The following is a 13,731-nucleotide window of genomic DNA, read 5'->3' as shown; positions in this document are numbered from 1 at the left end:
GGTGAACCCCGTCCGTCAGGTGACCGGAACGCCGGGGTTGACCAGGCCCCTGCCGCCCGTGACGCTGTTGTCCGAAGTGACCGTCGCGGGGCAGGCGGCCGGGTCGTAGTTGGTGATGTTGATGGCATAGCGGTCGGGGCCGGGGGAACCGGTCAGGTCCGAGGCGTTGTTGCGGAACACCGTGCCGCATCCCCACCCCGGGAACTGACTGTGCGTCTGATAGCCGTCGTTGGTCGTGCGGATGCCCCGGTTGTTCTCGATCGTGTACCCGTTGCCCTTCACATCGACCCAGGAGTCGTCGTAGTTGGCCCCGGTGAGACCGCTGCCGTCGAAGGTGTTCCCGGAGATCAGGCCTCCGGTGGTGCCTTCCTTGATGTCGATGTTCTCGCCGCCGACGTTGGGACCGATCCGGTTGTCGATGATCTGGACGTGATCGCTGGCGTCCGTGAGGGTGTTCGCGGTCCCGACGTACACCCCCTCCCCCATGCCGTTGCGGGACGTGCCCGTGTCGTGGACGAAGGAGTTCCTCACGACCCCGTAGCTGCTGGACGTCCGGAAGTGGATGCCCTCCATGGTCGTGCGGTGGACCTCCACCGCGTCGACGACGACATGGTCGGAGGAGTCGACCATGATGCCCTTCTGGCCACCGGTGAGGGTGATGCCGCTGATCGTCCAGTACGGAGCACTCGTGAGCTGGATGCCGTTGCCGCCGCCCGAGGGCGTGGACAGGACCGCGTTCCGGGAACCGGTGAGGGTGATCGGCGCGCTCGCCGTTCCTCCTGCGGTGATCTTGAAGTTGCCCGAGTAGGCGCCGTCCGCCAGCTCGATGGTCTGCCCGGGCAGGGCGGCCGCCAGCGCCGCTTTGAGGCCCTTGCCGTCCGACACGCGTACCGTCTGCTCCCCGCCGGAGGGCGCAGGGGTGGGCAGGACGGCGTCCGCGAACGCGGTGCCGGGCAGGACAAGCAGGCCGGCGCTGAGGAGAGCGGCGGCCACGGCCGCGCCCACCACCGTCCTGGTGCCACGGTTCGCCTGCCGCGAGGCCGGGCTTGAGGGTGAGAGTGCTCTGACCATGGCGGCGCCTCCCGGGCCGGCGGCAAATGGGGGGTGCTGCCTCGGTGGGGAACGGCAGCCGTGATGCGCACGCCCAGAGTGGACTGGACCAAAAGGTGCGTCAAGTAGGTGACCAGGCCAAGGAAGAAGGCCGGGCCATGGGCCCGGTCACGGCTCCGCGAGTCTGCTCCCCCCGCCGCCGCCGGGCCGGACTAGCCCCGTCTCGTACGCGAGCACGACCGCCTGGGCGCGGTCGCGGAGAGCCAGTTTGGCGAAGATGCGGGCCACGTGCGACTTCACCGTGGCCTCGCTCAGGGTCAGTTCGGTGGCCAGTTCGGCGTTGGAGAGGCCACGGGCCAGAAGGGTCAGGACTTCCAGCTCGCGGGGGGTCAGCGTGGCCAGGTCGGCGTGCACGGCGGGGGTACGGGTGGGCTCCGAGGCGAAGCGTTCGACCAGGCGGCGGGTGATGGACGGGGCCAGCAGGGCGTCGCCGGTGTCGACGAGGCGTACGGCCGCCGCCAGGTGTTCCGGGGTGACGTCCTTCAGCAGGAAGCCGCTGGCCCCGACGGACAGCGCGGTGTAGACGTAGCGGTCCAGGTCGAAGGTGGTCAGGATGAGCACCCGGCAGTCGGGGAGCCGTTCCAGGATGCGGCGGGTGGCTTCGAGGCCGTCCATGTTCGGCATGCGGATGTCCATCAGGACGACGTCCGGCCTGAGTTCGCTCGCCGCGGCCAGCGCTTCCTCGCCGTCTGCCGCCTCGCCCACGACGTCGATGCCGCGAGCGGTCAGGATCAGCCGGAAGCCCGTTCTGATGAGGGTCTGGTCGTCGGCGACGAGGACGCGGGGCGCGGGACCTGGCGTGGTCGTCGTCATGGGCGGTCCAGGGGTATGCGTGCCCGCACCCGGTAGCCGCCGCCGAGCCGGCGGCGGGCGTCCAGGTCCCCTCCGTACACCGCGACCCGCTCCTGCAGGCCCAGGAGTCCACGGCCCGTACCGTCCCCGCGACCTGTGCTCCGTGTGGGTGCGGTGCCGGTCAGCACGCTGGGGCCGGTGTTCAGCACTTCGACGCGCAGGGTGTGGTCCGCGTACCGCACGGTCACCTCGGCCTTGCCGCCGTCGCCGTGTTTGAGCGCGTTGGTCAGGGCCTCCTGGATGATGCGGTAGGCCGTCACGTCGATGCCTTCGGGCAGCGGGCGCGGCTCGCCGGAGATCCGTACCTCCACGGGGAGTCCGGCGAACGAGATCCGGTCGACGAGCGGGCCGAGCCGGTCGAGGCCGGGCTGCGGCGCCGGCCCCGCGGCTCTGCGATCGCCTCCCGCGCCCTCGACCAGGTCGTCGTAGTCCGTGTCCTCGCCGCTCTGCGACGGCGCCAGCAGGCCCAGCAGGTGCCGCAGGTCGGTCATCGCGCCGCGCCCCGCGTCCTCCACGGCCCTCAGCGCCGCCGCGGCCTCGTCCGGCATGGTGCCCAGCACCTCCCTCGCGGCCCCGGCCTGAACCACCATAAGGCTGACGTTGTGGCTGACGATGTCGTGCAACTCCCGGGCAATACGGTCGCGTTCGGCCGCCACCGCACTGCGGGCGGCGCTCGCCCGCTCCCGCTCCAGCAGCCAGCCGCGTTCTCCCACGGCGGTCCGCCAGCGGCGCCTCGTACGCACGAGCGCCACCGCCAGCCATCCGGCGGCCGCGCACGTCACCCCCAGCACTGCGACCAGGGCGTCCGTCTCCCACTCCCACACGAAGGTCACCTTCGCAGAACGGCGTCCGATCCGCATCAGCCTGTGGATCCACGGCGCTGCATCCGGAGGATGAGGTGCGGGTCCGAGTGCCCTCCGCAGGGCGATGTCCCCGCACTCGTCTTCGCCTAGCGTCCCGTGCATGGTCACTGAGGACAGCAGCGGAGAGGCCGTCGTCCGACTCGACGGTGTGCGCAAGGAGTACGGCGGGACGACGGCCCTGGACGGGGTGTCGCTTCGGATCCGGGCCGGGGAGGCGGTCGCGGTGATGGGACCCTCGGGGTGCGGCAAATCCACGCTGCTCAACATGATTTCGGGCCTGGACCGTCCGACGGGCGGCACGGTCCTCGTGCACGGGGAGAACGTCGGGGCACTGAGCGAGAAGGGTCTCGCCCTGTACCGGCGGCGGCGGATCGGCATGGTCTTCCAGTTCTTCAACCTCATCGACGACCTGTCCGCGCTGGACAACGTCGCCCTGGCCGCGCAGTTGACCGGCACCCCGGCCCGGCAGGCCCGCCGCCGCGCCCTGGAGCTCTTCGAGGAACTCGGCATCGCCGACCGCCGCAACGCCTATCCCGCCGTGCTCAGCGGCGGCGAGCGGCAACGCGTCGCCGTGGCCCGGGCGTTGATGAACCGCCCCGCCCTGCTGCTGGCCGACGAGCCGACCGGCGCCCTGGACAGCCGCTCCGGCGAGCAGGTGATGGACCTGCTGCTCGACCTCAACCAGATCGGGCAGACGCTGGTCCTGGTCACGCACGACGAGCACCTCGCGCGACGCTGCGCCAGCCGGCTGGTCCTGCTCGCCGACGGCCGGGTGGCCGGCGAGCACACCCTGGAGCCGTCCGCATGAGGGCGGTGTGGCGGGCCGCGCGCGCGGCCGTACGGCGGCGCAGGCTCCAGACGATCGTCATCTGGCTGGTCACGCTGACCTCGACCGGGGCGATCGTGGTCGCGCTCGGCCTGGTCGACGCGGCGTCCGCGCCGTTCGACAAGGCGTTCGCCGAGCAGCGCGGCCCGCATGTCGTCGCCGCGTTCGATCCGGCCAGGGTCTCGGACGCGCAGTTGGCGCGGGCGGCGCGGCGGCCCGAGGTCGAGGCCGCTGCCGGGCCCTTCGCGCAGGCCGTGCTGGACCTGCCGAGGGACGGCGCCCACGCCCACGGTCTTCCCGGCGCGGTCACGGTCGTGGGCCGTCCCGGTCCCGGGGGCCCGGTGGACCGGGTGGACCTGTGGGCGGGCCGCTGGGCCACCCGGCCCGGTGAGATCGTCGTGAACCGGCAGTCGGACGGGACGGCGCACGACCTCGGCGAGCGGATCAAGGTGCCCTCGGGCCCGACGCTCACCATCGTCGGGTTCGGCTTCGAGATGAGCCGCACCGCGGACGCCTGGGTCGCGCCCGGCCAGATGCCGGCCTTGCACCCGACGGCCACGCAGATGCTGTTCCGCTTCACGGACGCGTCCTCGGAGAGCCGGCTCCGCGCGGACCTGTCCGCGGTGACCCCGGGGCTGCCCAAGGAGGCGCTCACCGCATCCCAGTCGTATCTCACGCTCAAGAGCCAGGTGGGAAGTTCGGCACGGGCCTACGCCCCGTACCTGATGGCGTTCGGTGTTCTGGGCATCGTGGTGGCGGTGCTCATCGTCGGCAACGTGGTGAGCGGCGCGGTGATCTCCGGCTTCCGGCACATCGGCATCCTCAAGGCCCTGGGGTTCACGCCGGGGCAGGTCGTCGCCGTCTACCTCACGATGGTCTCCGTCCCCGCGGTCGCGGGCTGCGTGGTCGGCACCGTCGTCGGGAATCTGCTGGCGCGTCCCCTCCTTCAGTTCGTGTTCATGGGGCCGGACGCGGGGATGTTCCACCACAGCGTCGGCATCGCGCCCTGGGTGAACGTGCTCGCGCTGCTCGGCATGCCCGCCGTCTGCGTGCTTGCCGCGCTCGGTCCGGCGGCGCGTGCGCACCGGCTGTCCGCGGCGCGGGCGATCAGCGCGGGCAGCGCCCCGCGCGCCGGGCGGGCGTTGGGCATTCAGCGCCGGCTGGCGGGCAGCGGGCTGCCGCGGTCGGTGAGCCTGGGGGTGGGCCTGCCGTTCGCCCGGCCGGGTCGCAGCGGCCTCACGCTCGCCGCCGTGGTCCTCGGGGTGGCCACCGTGACGTTCGCGACCGGCCTGGGAACGACGATGACCAGGTTCGGGGACGCGGGCCGGGACGCCTACCAGGTCTCGGTGTACGCGAGCAGGGTCAGCCACGGCAAGGTGATCGAGGCGGAGCACGAGGACCTCGCGCTCCAGTCGCTGCTGCGCGCGCTGCCCGGTGCGAGCGGCATCACCGCGAGGGGGGTCGCGGAGGCCCGTATCGCCGGCTCGGTGCGGTCGGTGATGATCGAGGGGCGCCGCGGTGACCGGCCGCAGTCGGACACCGTGCTCGTCGAAGGCCGGTGGACGCGCCGGACCGGCGAGATCGTGGCCCCCTCGGCCTTTCTGCACCGGCACGGCCTGCGGGTCGGTGACCGGCTCGTCCTGGGGAAGGGCGACCGCCGGGAGAAGGTGGTCGTCGTCGGCGAGTCCATGGACGTCAACGGTCAGCTGATCTTCGCCGACTGGCCGACGCTGACGGCGCTGTCCCCGGGCGAGAAGCCCATCGCGTACCTCATCACGTTGCGCGGCGGCGCGGACCCGGCCGCCTACGCGCGCGCGGCCAGAACCGTCGACAACGGGATCGACCCGGTGCCGCAAGGCCCGAACACCATCACCCAGACCATCGTCGGCTCCGCGGCGCTGCTCACCGCGATGCTCGCCGTGGTGGCCTCCCTCGGCGTCCTCAACACGGTCGTCCTCAACACCCGGGACCGGCGCCGCGACCTGGGCATGCTGAAGTCGATCGGCATGACACCGCGTCAGGTGACGGTGATGGTGGTGACGTCGATGGCGCTGCTCGGCGCGGTCGGCTCCCTGCTCGGTGTCCCGCTGGGCATCGCCGGCTACCACCTGGTGGTGCCGCGGATGGCGGACGCCGTGGACATCGTCCTGCCCGCCTTCATGACGGACGTCTGGCGGGCCGGCACCCTGGCTCTCCTGGCCCTGTCGGGCGTCGCCATCGCGGTCCTGGGCGCGTTCGTCCCGGCACGGGGCGCGGCACGGCTGACGGTGGCCCAGGCGTTGCGCAACGAGTGAGGCCGCGGTGGTGGGTCGAGCCGGCGCGTCGCCTTCGCCGCGCCGCACACCGACGCCCCCGCTCTCTTCCCCGACCGTCTTCCGGGGCGTTGTCAGTGGCCCCGGCTAGGTTCGATCTCGTTCCGCCGAGGTGGCGTGAGCGCCCCCTTTCGCATGCATGGGAGATGGTGCGTTGTCGGTCTGGGAGAAGTCGAGCACGGCGCGGGTGGTGCCGTCCGCGCGGCCGCGGAAGCTCGCGAAGGTGCCGTTCGTCGAGTTGGCCGACGGGCGGTTGCAGGGGGTGGTCTCCAGCGGGTCGGACATCGGGCGCGTGTACGTGTCCTCGGTCGAGGCGGGGACGTACGCGTTCGCGTGCAGCACCAACAACAACCGCCCCTGCGGCGGGGCCCGCGGGATGTTCTGCAACCACATCCGCGCGCTCGTCGGGGAGGCCGTGCTGCAGTACGGCGCCGCGCGCGTGGCCCGCTACCTGAAGGTCGAGGTGGACGCGGCGGAGCCGGACGCGCACGCCGTCACCGACGCCATGACGGTCACCCGCCCCGTGGCGGCCGGGAGTTCCGCCGCGGCCCGGGTGTTCAGCCGGTTCCTTCGGCACCTGGCCTATCTCGAACTCGCGCCGAGTACCGCACCGTTGCCCGAAATGCAGTGGTTCCCGACGACGAGGGCGGTGGCCTGATGCATGTCGATCTGCTCTCCGACGCCGTCGACGGCCTCGACGAGGCGCTCGCGGCCGTGGACGGGTTCGACGAGGCCCTCGTCGCCGGTCTGCTGCGTCCGCAGCCCGGCCAGGCCGCCGGGCTGACCGGGCTCGCCGACGGCGTCGCCGGGACGCCGCTGGCCGCGCGGGTGGCCGAGGCCGCCGACAAGGCGGTCGCCGGAGCCGCCGGCGAGGACCACTTCGTCGCGCTCGCCGCGGCCCGCACCGCCCTGCTCGGTTCCGTGCACGACGCGCTGACCGCCCGCGTCGAGGAGGCCGTCGGCCGGCCGCGGGTCGAGGAAGCCGTCACCGCGGCGGCCGGCGACGACGAACACGCGGCGAATCTGTACGCCGCCGCGCGTGGTTGGCTGTGCGACCTGGCGCGGGCCGGCTGGCAGAACATCGACCACGAACTCGTCGACGGGGCCGCGCCGGTCGTCTCCGCGCTGCTGCCCGACCCGGCGCTGCGCCGCCTGGCCACGCTGCTCGACGGCTTCGCCGCCGAACTCGCCGCCTCCTGCCCGGGGGCGACCCTGGAGCGCGTCCCCGTGCGCCGCTGGGCCGACCTGTGGTCGCGTGCCCTGCTGCTGACGCTGCCGGGTGCGGGGCGCGCTGCCTCCGTGGCCGAGGCGACCGGCCGGCTGCTGCCGCTCGGTGTCGACGTGCAGGAGCACGCCACCGCCGTACAGGTGCAGGTGCACGCGGTGTTCGAGCCCGCGGACGGTGGCACGCCCCGGCTGGTGCGCGCCTCGGCCTCGGCGCCCAAGCCCGACACGGTCGTCGGCGCCGGTCTGTGGCAGCTGCTGCGGCCGCACATGTCCCTGCTGGGGGCCGTCAGCGAGGGCCGCGCCATGGACCTGGACGCGATGCCCGTCACCGCCGAGGGCGACCTGATGTGGGACGACGCCCGGGCGCGCATGGGCGAGGCGGCCGAGGTCCTCACCACCGCCCGGGTGGCCCTGCCCACCGCCGCCGCCTTCGCCGTGGCGCCGCTGGACCGGCACCCGGCCCGGATCGCGGTGCCCGTCCTGCTGGAGGGGTACGGCGTGGAGGAGGGCGACGACGGGGTCGTCTTCCAGGTCGCGGGGTACCGCCTGGCCGTCGACACCGACCGCGTCCCGGCCGCGGGCCCGCTCTCGCCCGAGGTCGTCGCCGCGTCCGGCGCGTGTGTCGGGCTGCTGCGCTGGGACGCCGGGGCGTTCCTCCTCCAGCCGCTCGCCGTCGAGCGGACCGTACGGAAGAAGTCCGTCGCCGTGCACGCCGGGGCCTGGGCCGGGGGTACGGCCGACAAGGCCGGGGTCCGGGCCGAGAAGGCCGCCACCGACGCCGTCACCGTGCTGCGCGAACGTGCCGGAAGGCTGCTGCGGAAATGACCCACCGGCTGACCCACTACGCCAGCGGGCACGCGGACGCCCCCGAGCCCGATCCGTACGACAACCGGCGGCAGGTCCTCTACTGGCGGCTGCTGGCCCGTCTCTTCGACCCGGAGGAGCAGGCCTCCCTGGAGTCGGCGAGTCTCGCCGTGGTCGAGGACATCGGCCTGCCGTCCGCGCTGCTCGATCCCGGTGCGTCGGTCGACTCCGTCGTGCAGCGGCATCCGGAGCTGGCCGCCGAGTTCGACGGGCTGATGGCACCGGCGCCCGACGAGGACGGCGAGCGCGACCGGGCCGCCGAGGTGCGGCGGGCGGCGCTCGCGTCCAAGGTGCTGCTGAACGTCTTCGACGCCCGCCCCGGCACCGTCACCGCCGAGCAGTTGGCCCGCTGGCAGTCCGACGCGGGCTGGCTGGAGCGGGCCCTGGGCTGCCGGCCCGGCGAACTGCGCGGCGGGCGCGGCGGCACCCACCGCAGGGGAGCCGGAGGGGGCGTCAGCCCGACCGGCACCGGCATCGGCGGCCCCGCGCCCGACCTCAGCCGGCTGATCCCCGCGATCGGTCCGGAACTCGGCTCCATCGAAGGCGATCTCGTCAAGCGCATGCACCTGCGCGAGGTGTTGGCCGACCCGCAGCTGGCCTCGCGGCTGACGCCGAGCATGTCCCTGATCGAGCAGTTGCTGCGCGACAAGAACAACCTCTCCGGCGTGGCCCTGGCCAACGCCAAGGCGCTGATCCGCCGTTACGTCGACGAGGTCACCGAGGTGCTGCGCACCCAGGTGGAGAAGGCCACCGTCGGCGAGCTCGACCGGTCCGTGCCGCCCAAGCGTGTGTTCCGCAACCTCGACCTCGACCGCACCATCTGGAAGAACCTCACCAACTGGAGCCCGGAGGAGGAACGGCTCTACGTCGACCGCCTCTACTACCGGCACACCAGCCGCACAACGACGCCTCAGCGGCTGATCGTGGTCGTGGACCAGTCGGGTTCCATGGTCGACTCGATGGTCAACTGCACCATCCTGGCCTCCATCTTCGCCGGGCTGCCGAAGGTGGACGTCCACCTGATCGCCTACGACACCCAGGCCCTGGACCTCACCCCCTGGGCGCACGACCCGTTCGAGACGCTGCTGCGCACCAAGCTGGGCGGCGGCACCGACGGCACCGTCGCCATGCAGCTCGCCCAGCCGAAGATCGCCGAGCCGCGCAACACCGTCGTGGTGTGGATCTCCGACTTCTACGAGTGGCGCCACCAGGAGCTGTTCGACAGCATGGCCGCCGTTCACCGCTCGGGAGCGAAGTTCATCCCGGTCGGCTCGGTGACCAGCTCCGGGCGCGGCAGCGTCAACCCGTGGTTCCGGGAGCGGTTCAAGGACCTCGGCACGCCGGTGATCTCCGGCCACATCAAGAAGCTCGTACACGAACTCAAGACGTTTCTCACCTGATCACCGACCGTACGTCCGCGTCGTGGTGATCACCCCATGGAAAGGCCCTTGCCTCATGTCCGACCTGCTCCGTGCCCCCGCCGAGATCAAGTACGCAGAGGAACTCGACTGGCTGGAGTCGATCGACGACAGTCCCAAGCCGTTCTCCTGGCGCCTGTCCCCGAAGATGGTCCGCCTGTTCATCCTGGGCTCCGAGCGCGCCGACGGCCTGGACCGGGAGATCGCGCAGAAGTGGTTCGGCGACCGCAGCTTCGTCGAGCGTTCCATCGTCACCCTCGCGTCCGACCGCGGTCTGCTGCTCATCGGCGACCCCGGCACCGGCAAGAGCTGGCTGGCGGAGCTGCTGTCCGCCGCGATATCCCGCAACTCCACGCTGGTCGTCCAGGGCACGGCGGGCACCACCGAGGACCACATCAAGTACTCGTGGAACGTGTCCATGGTCATCGCCAAGGGCCAGTCACGGGAGTCGATGATCCCCTCGCCGATCATGACCGCGATGGAGGCCGGTGCCATCGGCCGCTTCGAGGAGCTGACCCGGTCCACGAGTGACGTCCAGGACGCGTTGATCTCGATCCTTTCCGAGAAGTACATCTCCGTCCCCGAACTGGAGAGCGGCGGCAGCGACAACATCGTCTTCGCCAAGCCCGGTTTCTCGATCATCGCCACGGCCAACAGCCGTGACCGGGGCGTCAACGACCTGTCCTCCGCGCTCAAGCGCCGCTTCAACTTCGTCCGCATCCCGGTCGTGACGAACAAGAAGAGCGAGGCGGAGATCGTCCGCTTCCGCACCGAGGAACTGCTGCGCCGGCACTCGATCGACCTCGACGTGCCGCCGACCCTGCTCGACGTGCTCCTGCAGAGCTTCGCCGACCTGCGCGAGTCCGCCGCCGCGGCCGGCAGCGACGACGAGAAGCTGGAGTCGGCACTGTCGACGGCCGAACAGATCGGCGTGCTGGAGGACGCCGTCCTGCACAGCAACTTCTTCGGTGAGCGCGCCCTCACGGCCCGCACGCTCGCCTCCTCGCTCGTCGGCTCCCTCACCCGCCGCGAGCCCGAGGACCTGGCCATCCTCAACAAGTACCTGCACGGTGTCGTCGAGCCGCGCAGCAAGGAGGAGGGCGGCTCCTGGCCCGAGTTCCTGGAGGGCGGCCGCGACGCGATCGCCACGCTGTCATGAGCGGGCCCCACGAGAGCGGCACGTTCGCCCCGCTGCGCGGGCAACTGAGGGAGGCGGCCGCCACGTTCGCGGGCGGGCCCGACGCCCTGGAGGGCATCCTGCTCGGCATGGTCGACGACGTCGACCGGGCGCTGCGGGAGCCGCTGGAGATCTTCCCCGTCTGCCATCACTCCCCCGCCTCGGCGACCGCCATGGCCCGGCGGCTGCGCGAGAAGCAGCCCAAGGTGGTCTACCTGGAGCTGTGCGAGGACATGGCACCGCTGCTGACCGAACTGCGCAACTGCCGCCTGCCGGTGGCGGTGCAGGCGTTCGCCGGTGACGTCGACGGCTTCCCCCAGGACTGGGCTCCGCTGTCGGTCGTCGCGCCGATCACCGAGGCGTCCGCCGAGTACCAGGCCGTCGCCTACGCCCTGGACACCCCGGGTGTGGAGCTGGTCCTCGTGGACCGGTCCGCCGACCACGTCTTCCAGTGGGACACCCGCGGCGAGCAGACGCGGGAGGGCGCGGCGCGGGACACCGACCCTCCGGCCGAGGCCGAGGCCGCGCTGCACGGCGAGGCCGTCGGCGTCGAACTCGGCGACCTGAGGCCGCGCTTCGCCGAACTGGAGGAGCACCTGCTGCGCCACGGCAAGGTGCGGCACTGGTCGGAGTGGTGGCACCAGTACGTCGAGGTGCCGCTCGGCGACAGCACCGCCGACCACGACACCTATCGCCAGGTGATGCTCCTCGTCGGCAGCCTGTTCCGGCGCCTCGCTCCGGGCGACGGCGACCGCGTCCGGGTGGACGAGGACCGCGAACGGTACATGTGGACCCGGATGCGCGAGCACCTGGAGGCCACCGGGACCGATCCGGCGGACTGCCTGTACGTGTGCGGGGCGTTCCACGCGGTCAGCCGTGTCGAGGAGTTCGGCGTGCACGGCGGCACCGACACGTTCACGATCTCCCCGCGCACCGCCACCACCTGGCAGTACGGGCTGATCCCGTCCAGCCACGCGGCGATCGAGGCGCAGTTCGGCCTTGCCGCCGGCTCGGTGTCGATCGCCTCGACGGAGTGGGCGAAGAGCCTCAAGCGCACCCGGGTGCGGCCGTACCGGCTGGCGGGCCAGGCGGGTGCGAAGAAGTCCGCGGCGAAGAAGACCCCCGCGAAGAAGGCCTCGGCGGCGAAGGTCCGGGGAGGGGAAGTCACCGTTCCGGCACCGGAGTCCGCCGCCGCGGACCGGCTGTCCGGCTTCCTGCGCAGACCGCCCGTGCTCGACGGCCTGGACGAGGCCGAACTGCTCGGCTGGTCGGTGGACATCGTGCGCGCGGCCCGGCGCAACGGCTATCTCGCCTCCACCGCCGACGCCATCGCGGTGTTCGAGACGTCGGTCCTGCTCGCCGGGATGCGGGACCGGGCCAAGCCCACGCCGTACGACTTCCAGGACGCCGCGGTCACCTGCATCGAGAAGGACGCCGTGCCGGGGCGGCGGGACGTGCGGCGCCTCGTCGAGATCATGATGGGCGGCGACCGGATCGGCCAGGTCGGCTACGACGCGCTGCCGCCACTCGCCCGCGACGTGCACGACCGGCTGGCGCCGCTCGGGCTGAAGCTCCAGCAGCGCGGCGTGCAACGCGCCCTGCTGGACATGGCCTCCCGGCCGGAACTCGAGGCCTGCTCCGGCGTCCTGTGGATGCTGCGGCGCCTGATGCCGCACGGCGCGGCCCGGCCGATCATGGGCGAACGGCGGCTCGGTGAGCGTTCGATCCAGGAGTCCTGGGACCTGGCGCTCGGCACCCACCAGCGGGCCCTCATCGAACTCGGTTACGAGGGCGTCAGCATCGAGCAGGTCCTGGAGCAGCGGCTGCGGCGCGACGCCTACGCCCCGCAGGCCACGACCGCGACCGTACTGGCCGCGGTGGAGGACACGACCCTGTACCTGCGCAGCCGCCGCCTCGCCGACGAACTCGGCACGCACGCGCTGAAGGTGCTCGCCACCGAACGCAGTGTCGACGGCGCTCCGGAGGTGCTGCGCCGGGTGCGGGGGCTGCTGGCGTACTACCGCACGAGTGAACCGGTGCTGCCGTCGTGGATCGAGTCGTTCGTCAAGACCGGTTACGCCCACTACTGCACGCTGCTGCCGATGGCGTTCCGGGACGAGGACGCGACGGTCGGGCAGGTCGCGGCGATGCTCGGCTTCCTGTTCAGCATGGAGAGCCTCGCGCTGTCGCTGGGCTGCGACCGGGCCCAGTTGGAGCTGGCGGTCGCCCAGTCGCATCCCGAGGAGCCGTCGAAGACGGCCCTGCTGTGGGCGGCGCAGGTGCAGCTCGGCACGTTGTCCCGGGCGGAGCTGCGGGCCCGGTGCGAGGCGCTGCTGGACAATCCGCTGGTGGTGCCCGCCTATCCCCGTTACCTCAGCGGCTTCGTCCACGCGCTGGAGCCGGTGCCGGGGTTGGCGGACGTGGTCGTGGAGGCGGTGTCGAACGCGTTCGGGCGGTTGCCCGACGCGGTGCTGCTGCCCTGGCTGCCGCTGCTCATCACCACCCTGCGGTCCGGTGCCGCGGAGCTCGCCCCGCTGCTGATCCGCGAGGCCGGGCGGATCTTCCCGGGCCGGCTGGCGGCCTTGGACACGTGGATACCGCCGTGGCGCACGCCCCCGGCCACGCCCGCCGGACGCCGGACGCAGTCCGCGGAGCACGGCCGCCAGGGCGCCGCGCTGGTGCCGGCGCATCCGGCGACCTGCGACGCGGTGGCGGAGCTGCTCGGCTGCACGCAGGGGTGGACGCCGGCCGACGTCCCGCTGCCGTCGGGTGTCGGGTTGCTGACCGCGTACCCGGCGACGTGCGACGCGGTGGCGGAGCTGCTGGGCTGCGACGGGGTGTGGGCGGCGGCGTACGGCTCCGCGCCTTCGGGCGCCGCGCTGACGAGCCGGCATCCGGCCACGGCGACGGCCTTGGAGTCCCTGCTCACCACCGCATGACAGCGACGGTCCACGGCGCCGGCCGGGTCCTGGGCCCCCACCAGGACCCAGCCGGCCCGGTGCGCCGGTGGCCGCCGCGCCACGCTGACCGCTTTCGTCTCACGGCTTGCTCAGGAGGTTCTCCCTGAGCGGTCCGCGTTCAT

Annotated in this window: 10 protein-coding genes; 7 read left to right on the top strand and 3 right to left on the bottom strand. The window is 72.4% G+C overall.

Features of this window, described 5'->3' with window-relative positions; translation table 11 throughout:
- Positions 1–15: 15 nt before the first annotated feature.
- The 3 genes from ACIHCX_RS20020 to ACIHCX_RS20010 all read right to left on the bottom strand — a co-directional run bounded on the left by ACIHCX_RS20020 (position 16) and on the right by ACIHCX_RS20010 (position 2,822).
- A complete protein-coding gene (locus tag ACIHCX_RS20020) occupies positions 16–1,071 on the bottom strand; it encodes a NosD domain-containing protein (RefSeq protein ID WP_400031169.1) in 1,056 nt (351 codons plus the stop codon).
- A gap of 147 nt (positions 1,072–1,218) precedes the next feature.
- Positions 1,219–1,923: a response regulator gene (locus ACIHCX_RS20015; RefSeq protein WP_400031167.1), complete on the bottom strand. Its 705-nt coding sequence runs from the start codon at positions 1,921–1,923 to the stop codon at positions 1,219–1,221.
- The gene (locus ACIHCX_RS20010; RefSeq protein ID WP_400031165.1) at positions 1,920–2,822 is read right to left on the bottom strand and encodes a sensor histidine kinase; all 903 of its coding nucleotides are present in this window, start codon (positions 2,820–2,822) and stop codon (positions 1,920–1,922) included. Before ACIHCX_RS20010 ends, ACIHCX_RS20015 begins: the two co-directional genes overlap by 4 nt.
- A gap of 103 nt (positions 2,823–2,925) precedes the next feature.
- Here ACIHCX_RS20010 and ACIHCX_RS20005 point away from each other — a divergent pair, with 103 nt between their 5' ends.
- The 7 genes from ACIHCX_RS20005 (at position 2,926) to ACIHCX_RS19975 (ending at position 13,588) form a co-directional block, all read left to right on the top strand.
- Positions 2,926–3,633 (top strand): ABC transporter ATP-binding protein, encoded by a 708-nt coding sequence (locus tag ACIHCX_RS20005; protein WP_400031163.1) that lies wholly within the window; start codon positions 2,926–2,928, stop codon positions 3,631–3,633.
- A complete protein-coding gene (locus tag ACIHCX_RS20000; protein WP_400031161.1) occupies positions 3,630–5,945 on the top strand; it encodes an ABC transporter permease in 2,316 nt (771 codons plus the stop codon). Before ACIHCX_RS20005 ends, ACIHCX_RS20000 begins: the two co-directional genes overlap by 4 nt.
- A gap of 157 nt (positions 5,946–6,102) precedes the next feature.
- Positions 6,103–6,621 (top strand): hypothetical protein, encoded by a 519-nt coding sequence (locus ACIHCX_RS19995; RefSeq protein ID WP_400031159.1) that lies wholly within the window; start codon positions 6,103–6,105, stop codon positions 6,619–6,621.
- Positions 6,621–8,015 carry a hypothetical protein gene (locus tag ACIHCX_RS19990; RefSeq protein WP_400031157.1) on the top strand — a complete coding sequence of 465 codons (1,395 nt, stop codon included), beginning with the start codon at positions 6,621–6,623 and terminating at the stop codon, positions 8,013–8,015. Before ACIHCX_RS19995 ends, ACIHCX_RS19990 begins: the two co-directional genes overlap by 1 nt.
- Positions 8,012–9,454 (top strand): VWA domain-containing protein, encoded by a 1,443-nt coding sequence (locus ACIHCX_RS19985; protein WP_400031155.1) that lies wholly within the window; start codon positions 8,012–8,014, stop codon positions 9,452–9,454. Before ACIHCX_RS19990 ends, ACIHCX_RS19985 begins: the two co-directional genes overlap by 4 nt.
- Positions 9,455–9,509: 55 nt before the next feature.
- On the top strand, positions 9,510–10,631 hold the full coding sequence (locus ACIHCX_RS19980; RefSeq protein WP_400031153.1) for an AAA family ATPase: 1,122 nt from the start codon (positions 9,510–9,512) through the stop codon (positions 10,629–10,631).
- The gene (locus ACIHCX_RS19975) at positions 10,628–13,588 is read left to right on the top strand and encodes a hypothetical protein (RefSeq protein WP_400031151.1); all 2,961 of its coding nucleotides are present in this window, start codon (positions 10,628–10,630) and stop codon (positions 13,586–13,588) included. The genes ACIHCX_RS19980 and ACIHCX_RS19975 overlap by 4 nt, the downstream gene beginning before the upstream one ends.
- Positions 13,589–13,731 lie beyond the last annotated feature (143 nt).

It is taken from the genome of Streptomyces sp. NPDC052043, from assembly GCF_044548235.1.
GTDB lineage: Bacteria > Actinomycetota > Actinomycetes > Streptomycetales > Streptomycetaceae > Streptomyces.
Note: the sequence above shows the minus strand (reverse complement) of the source record. Positions and strands in the feature narration are given on the sequence as shown.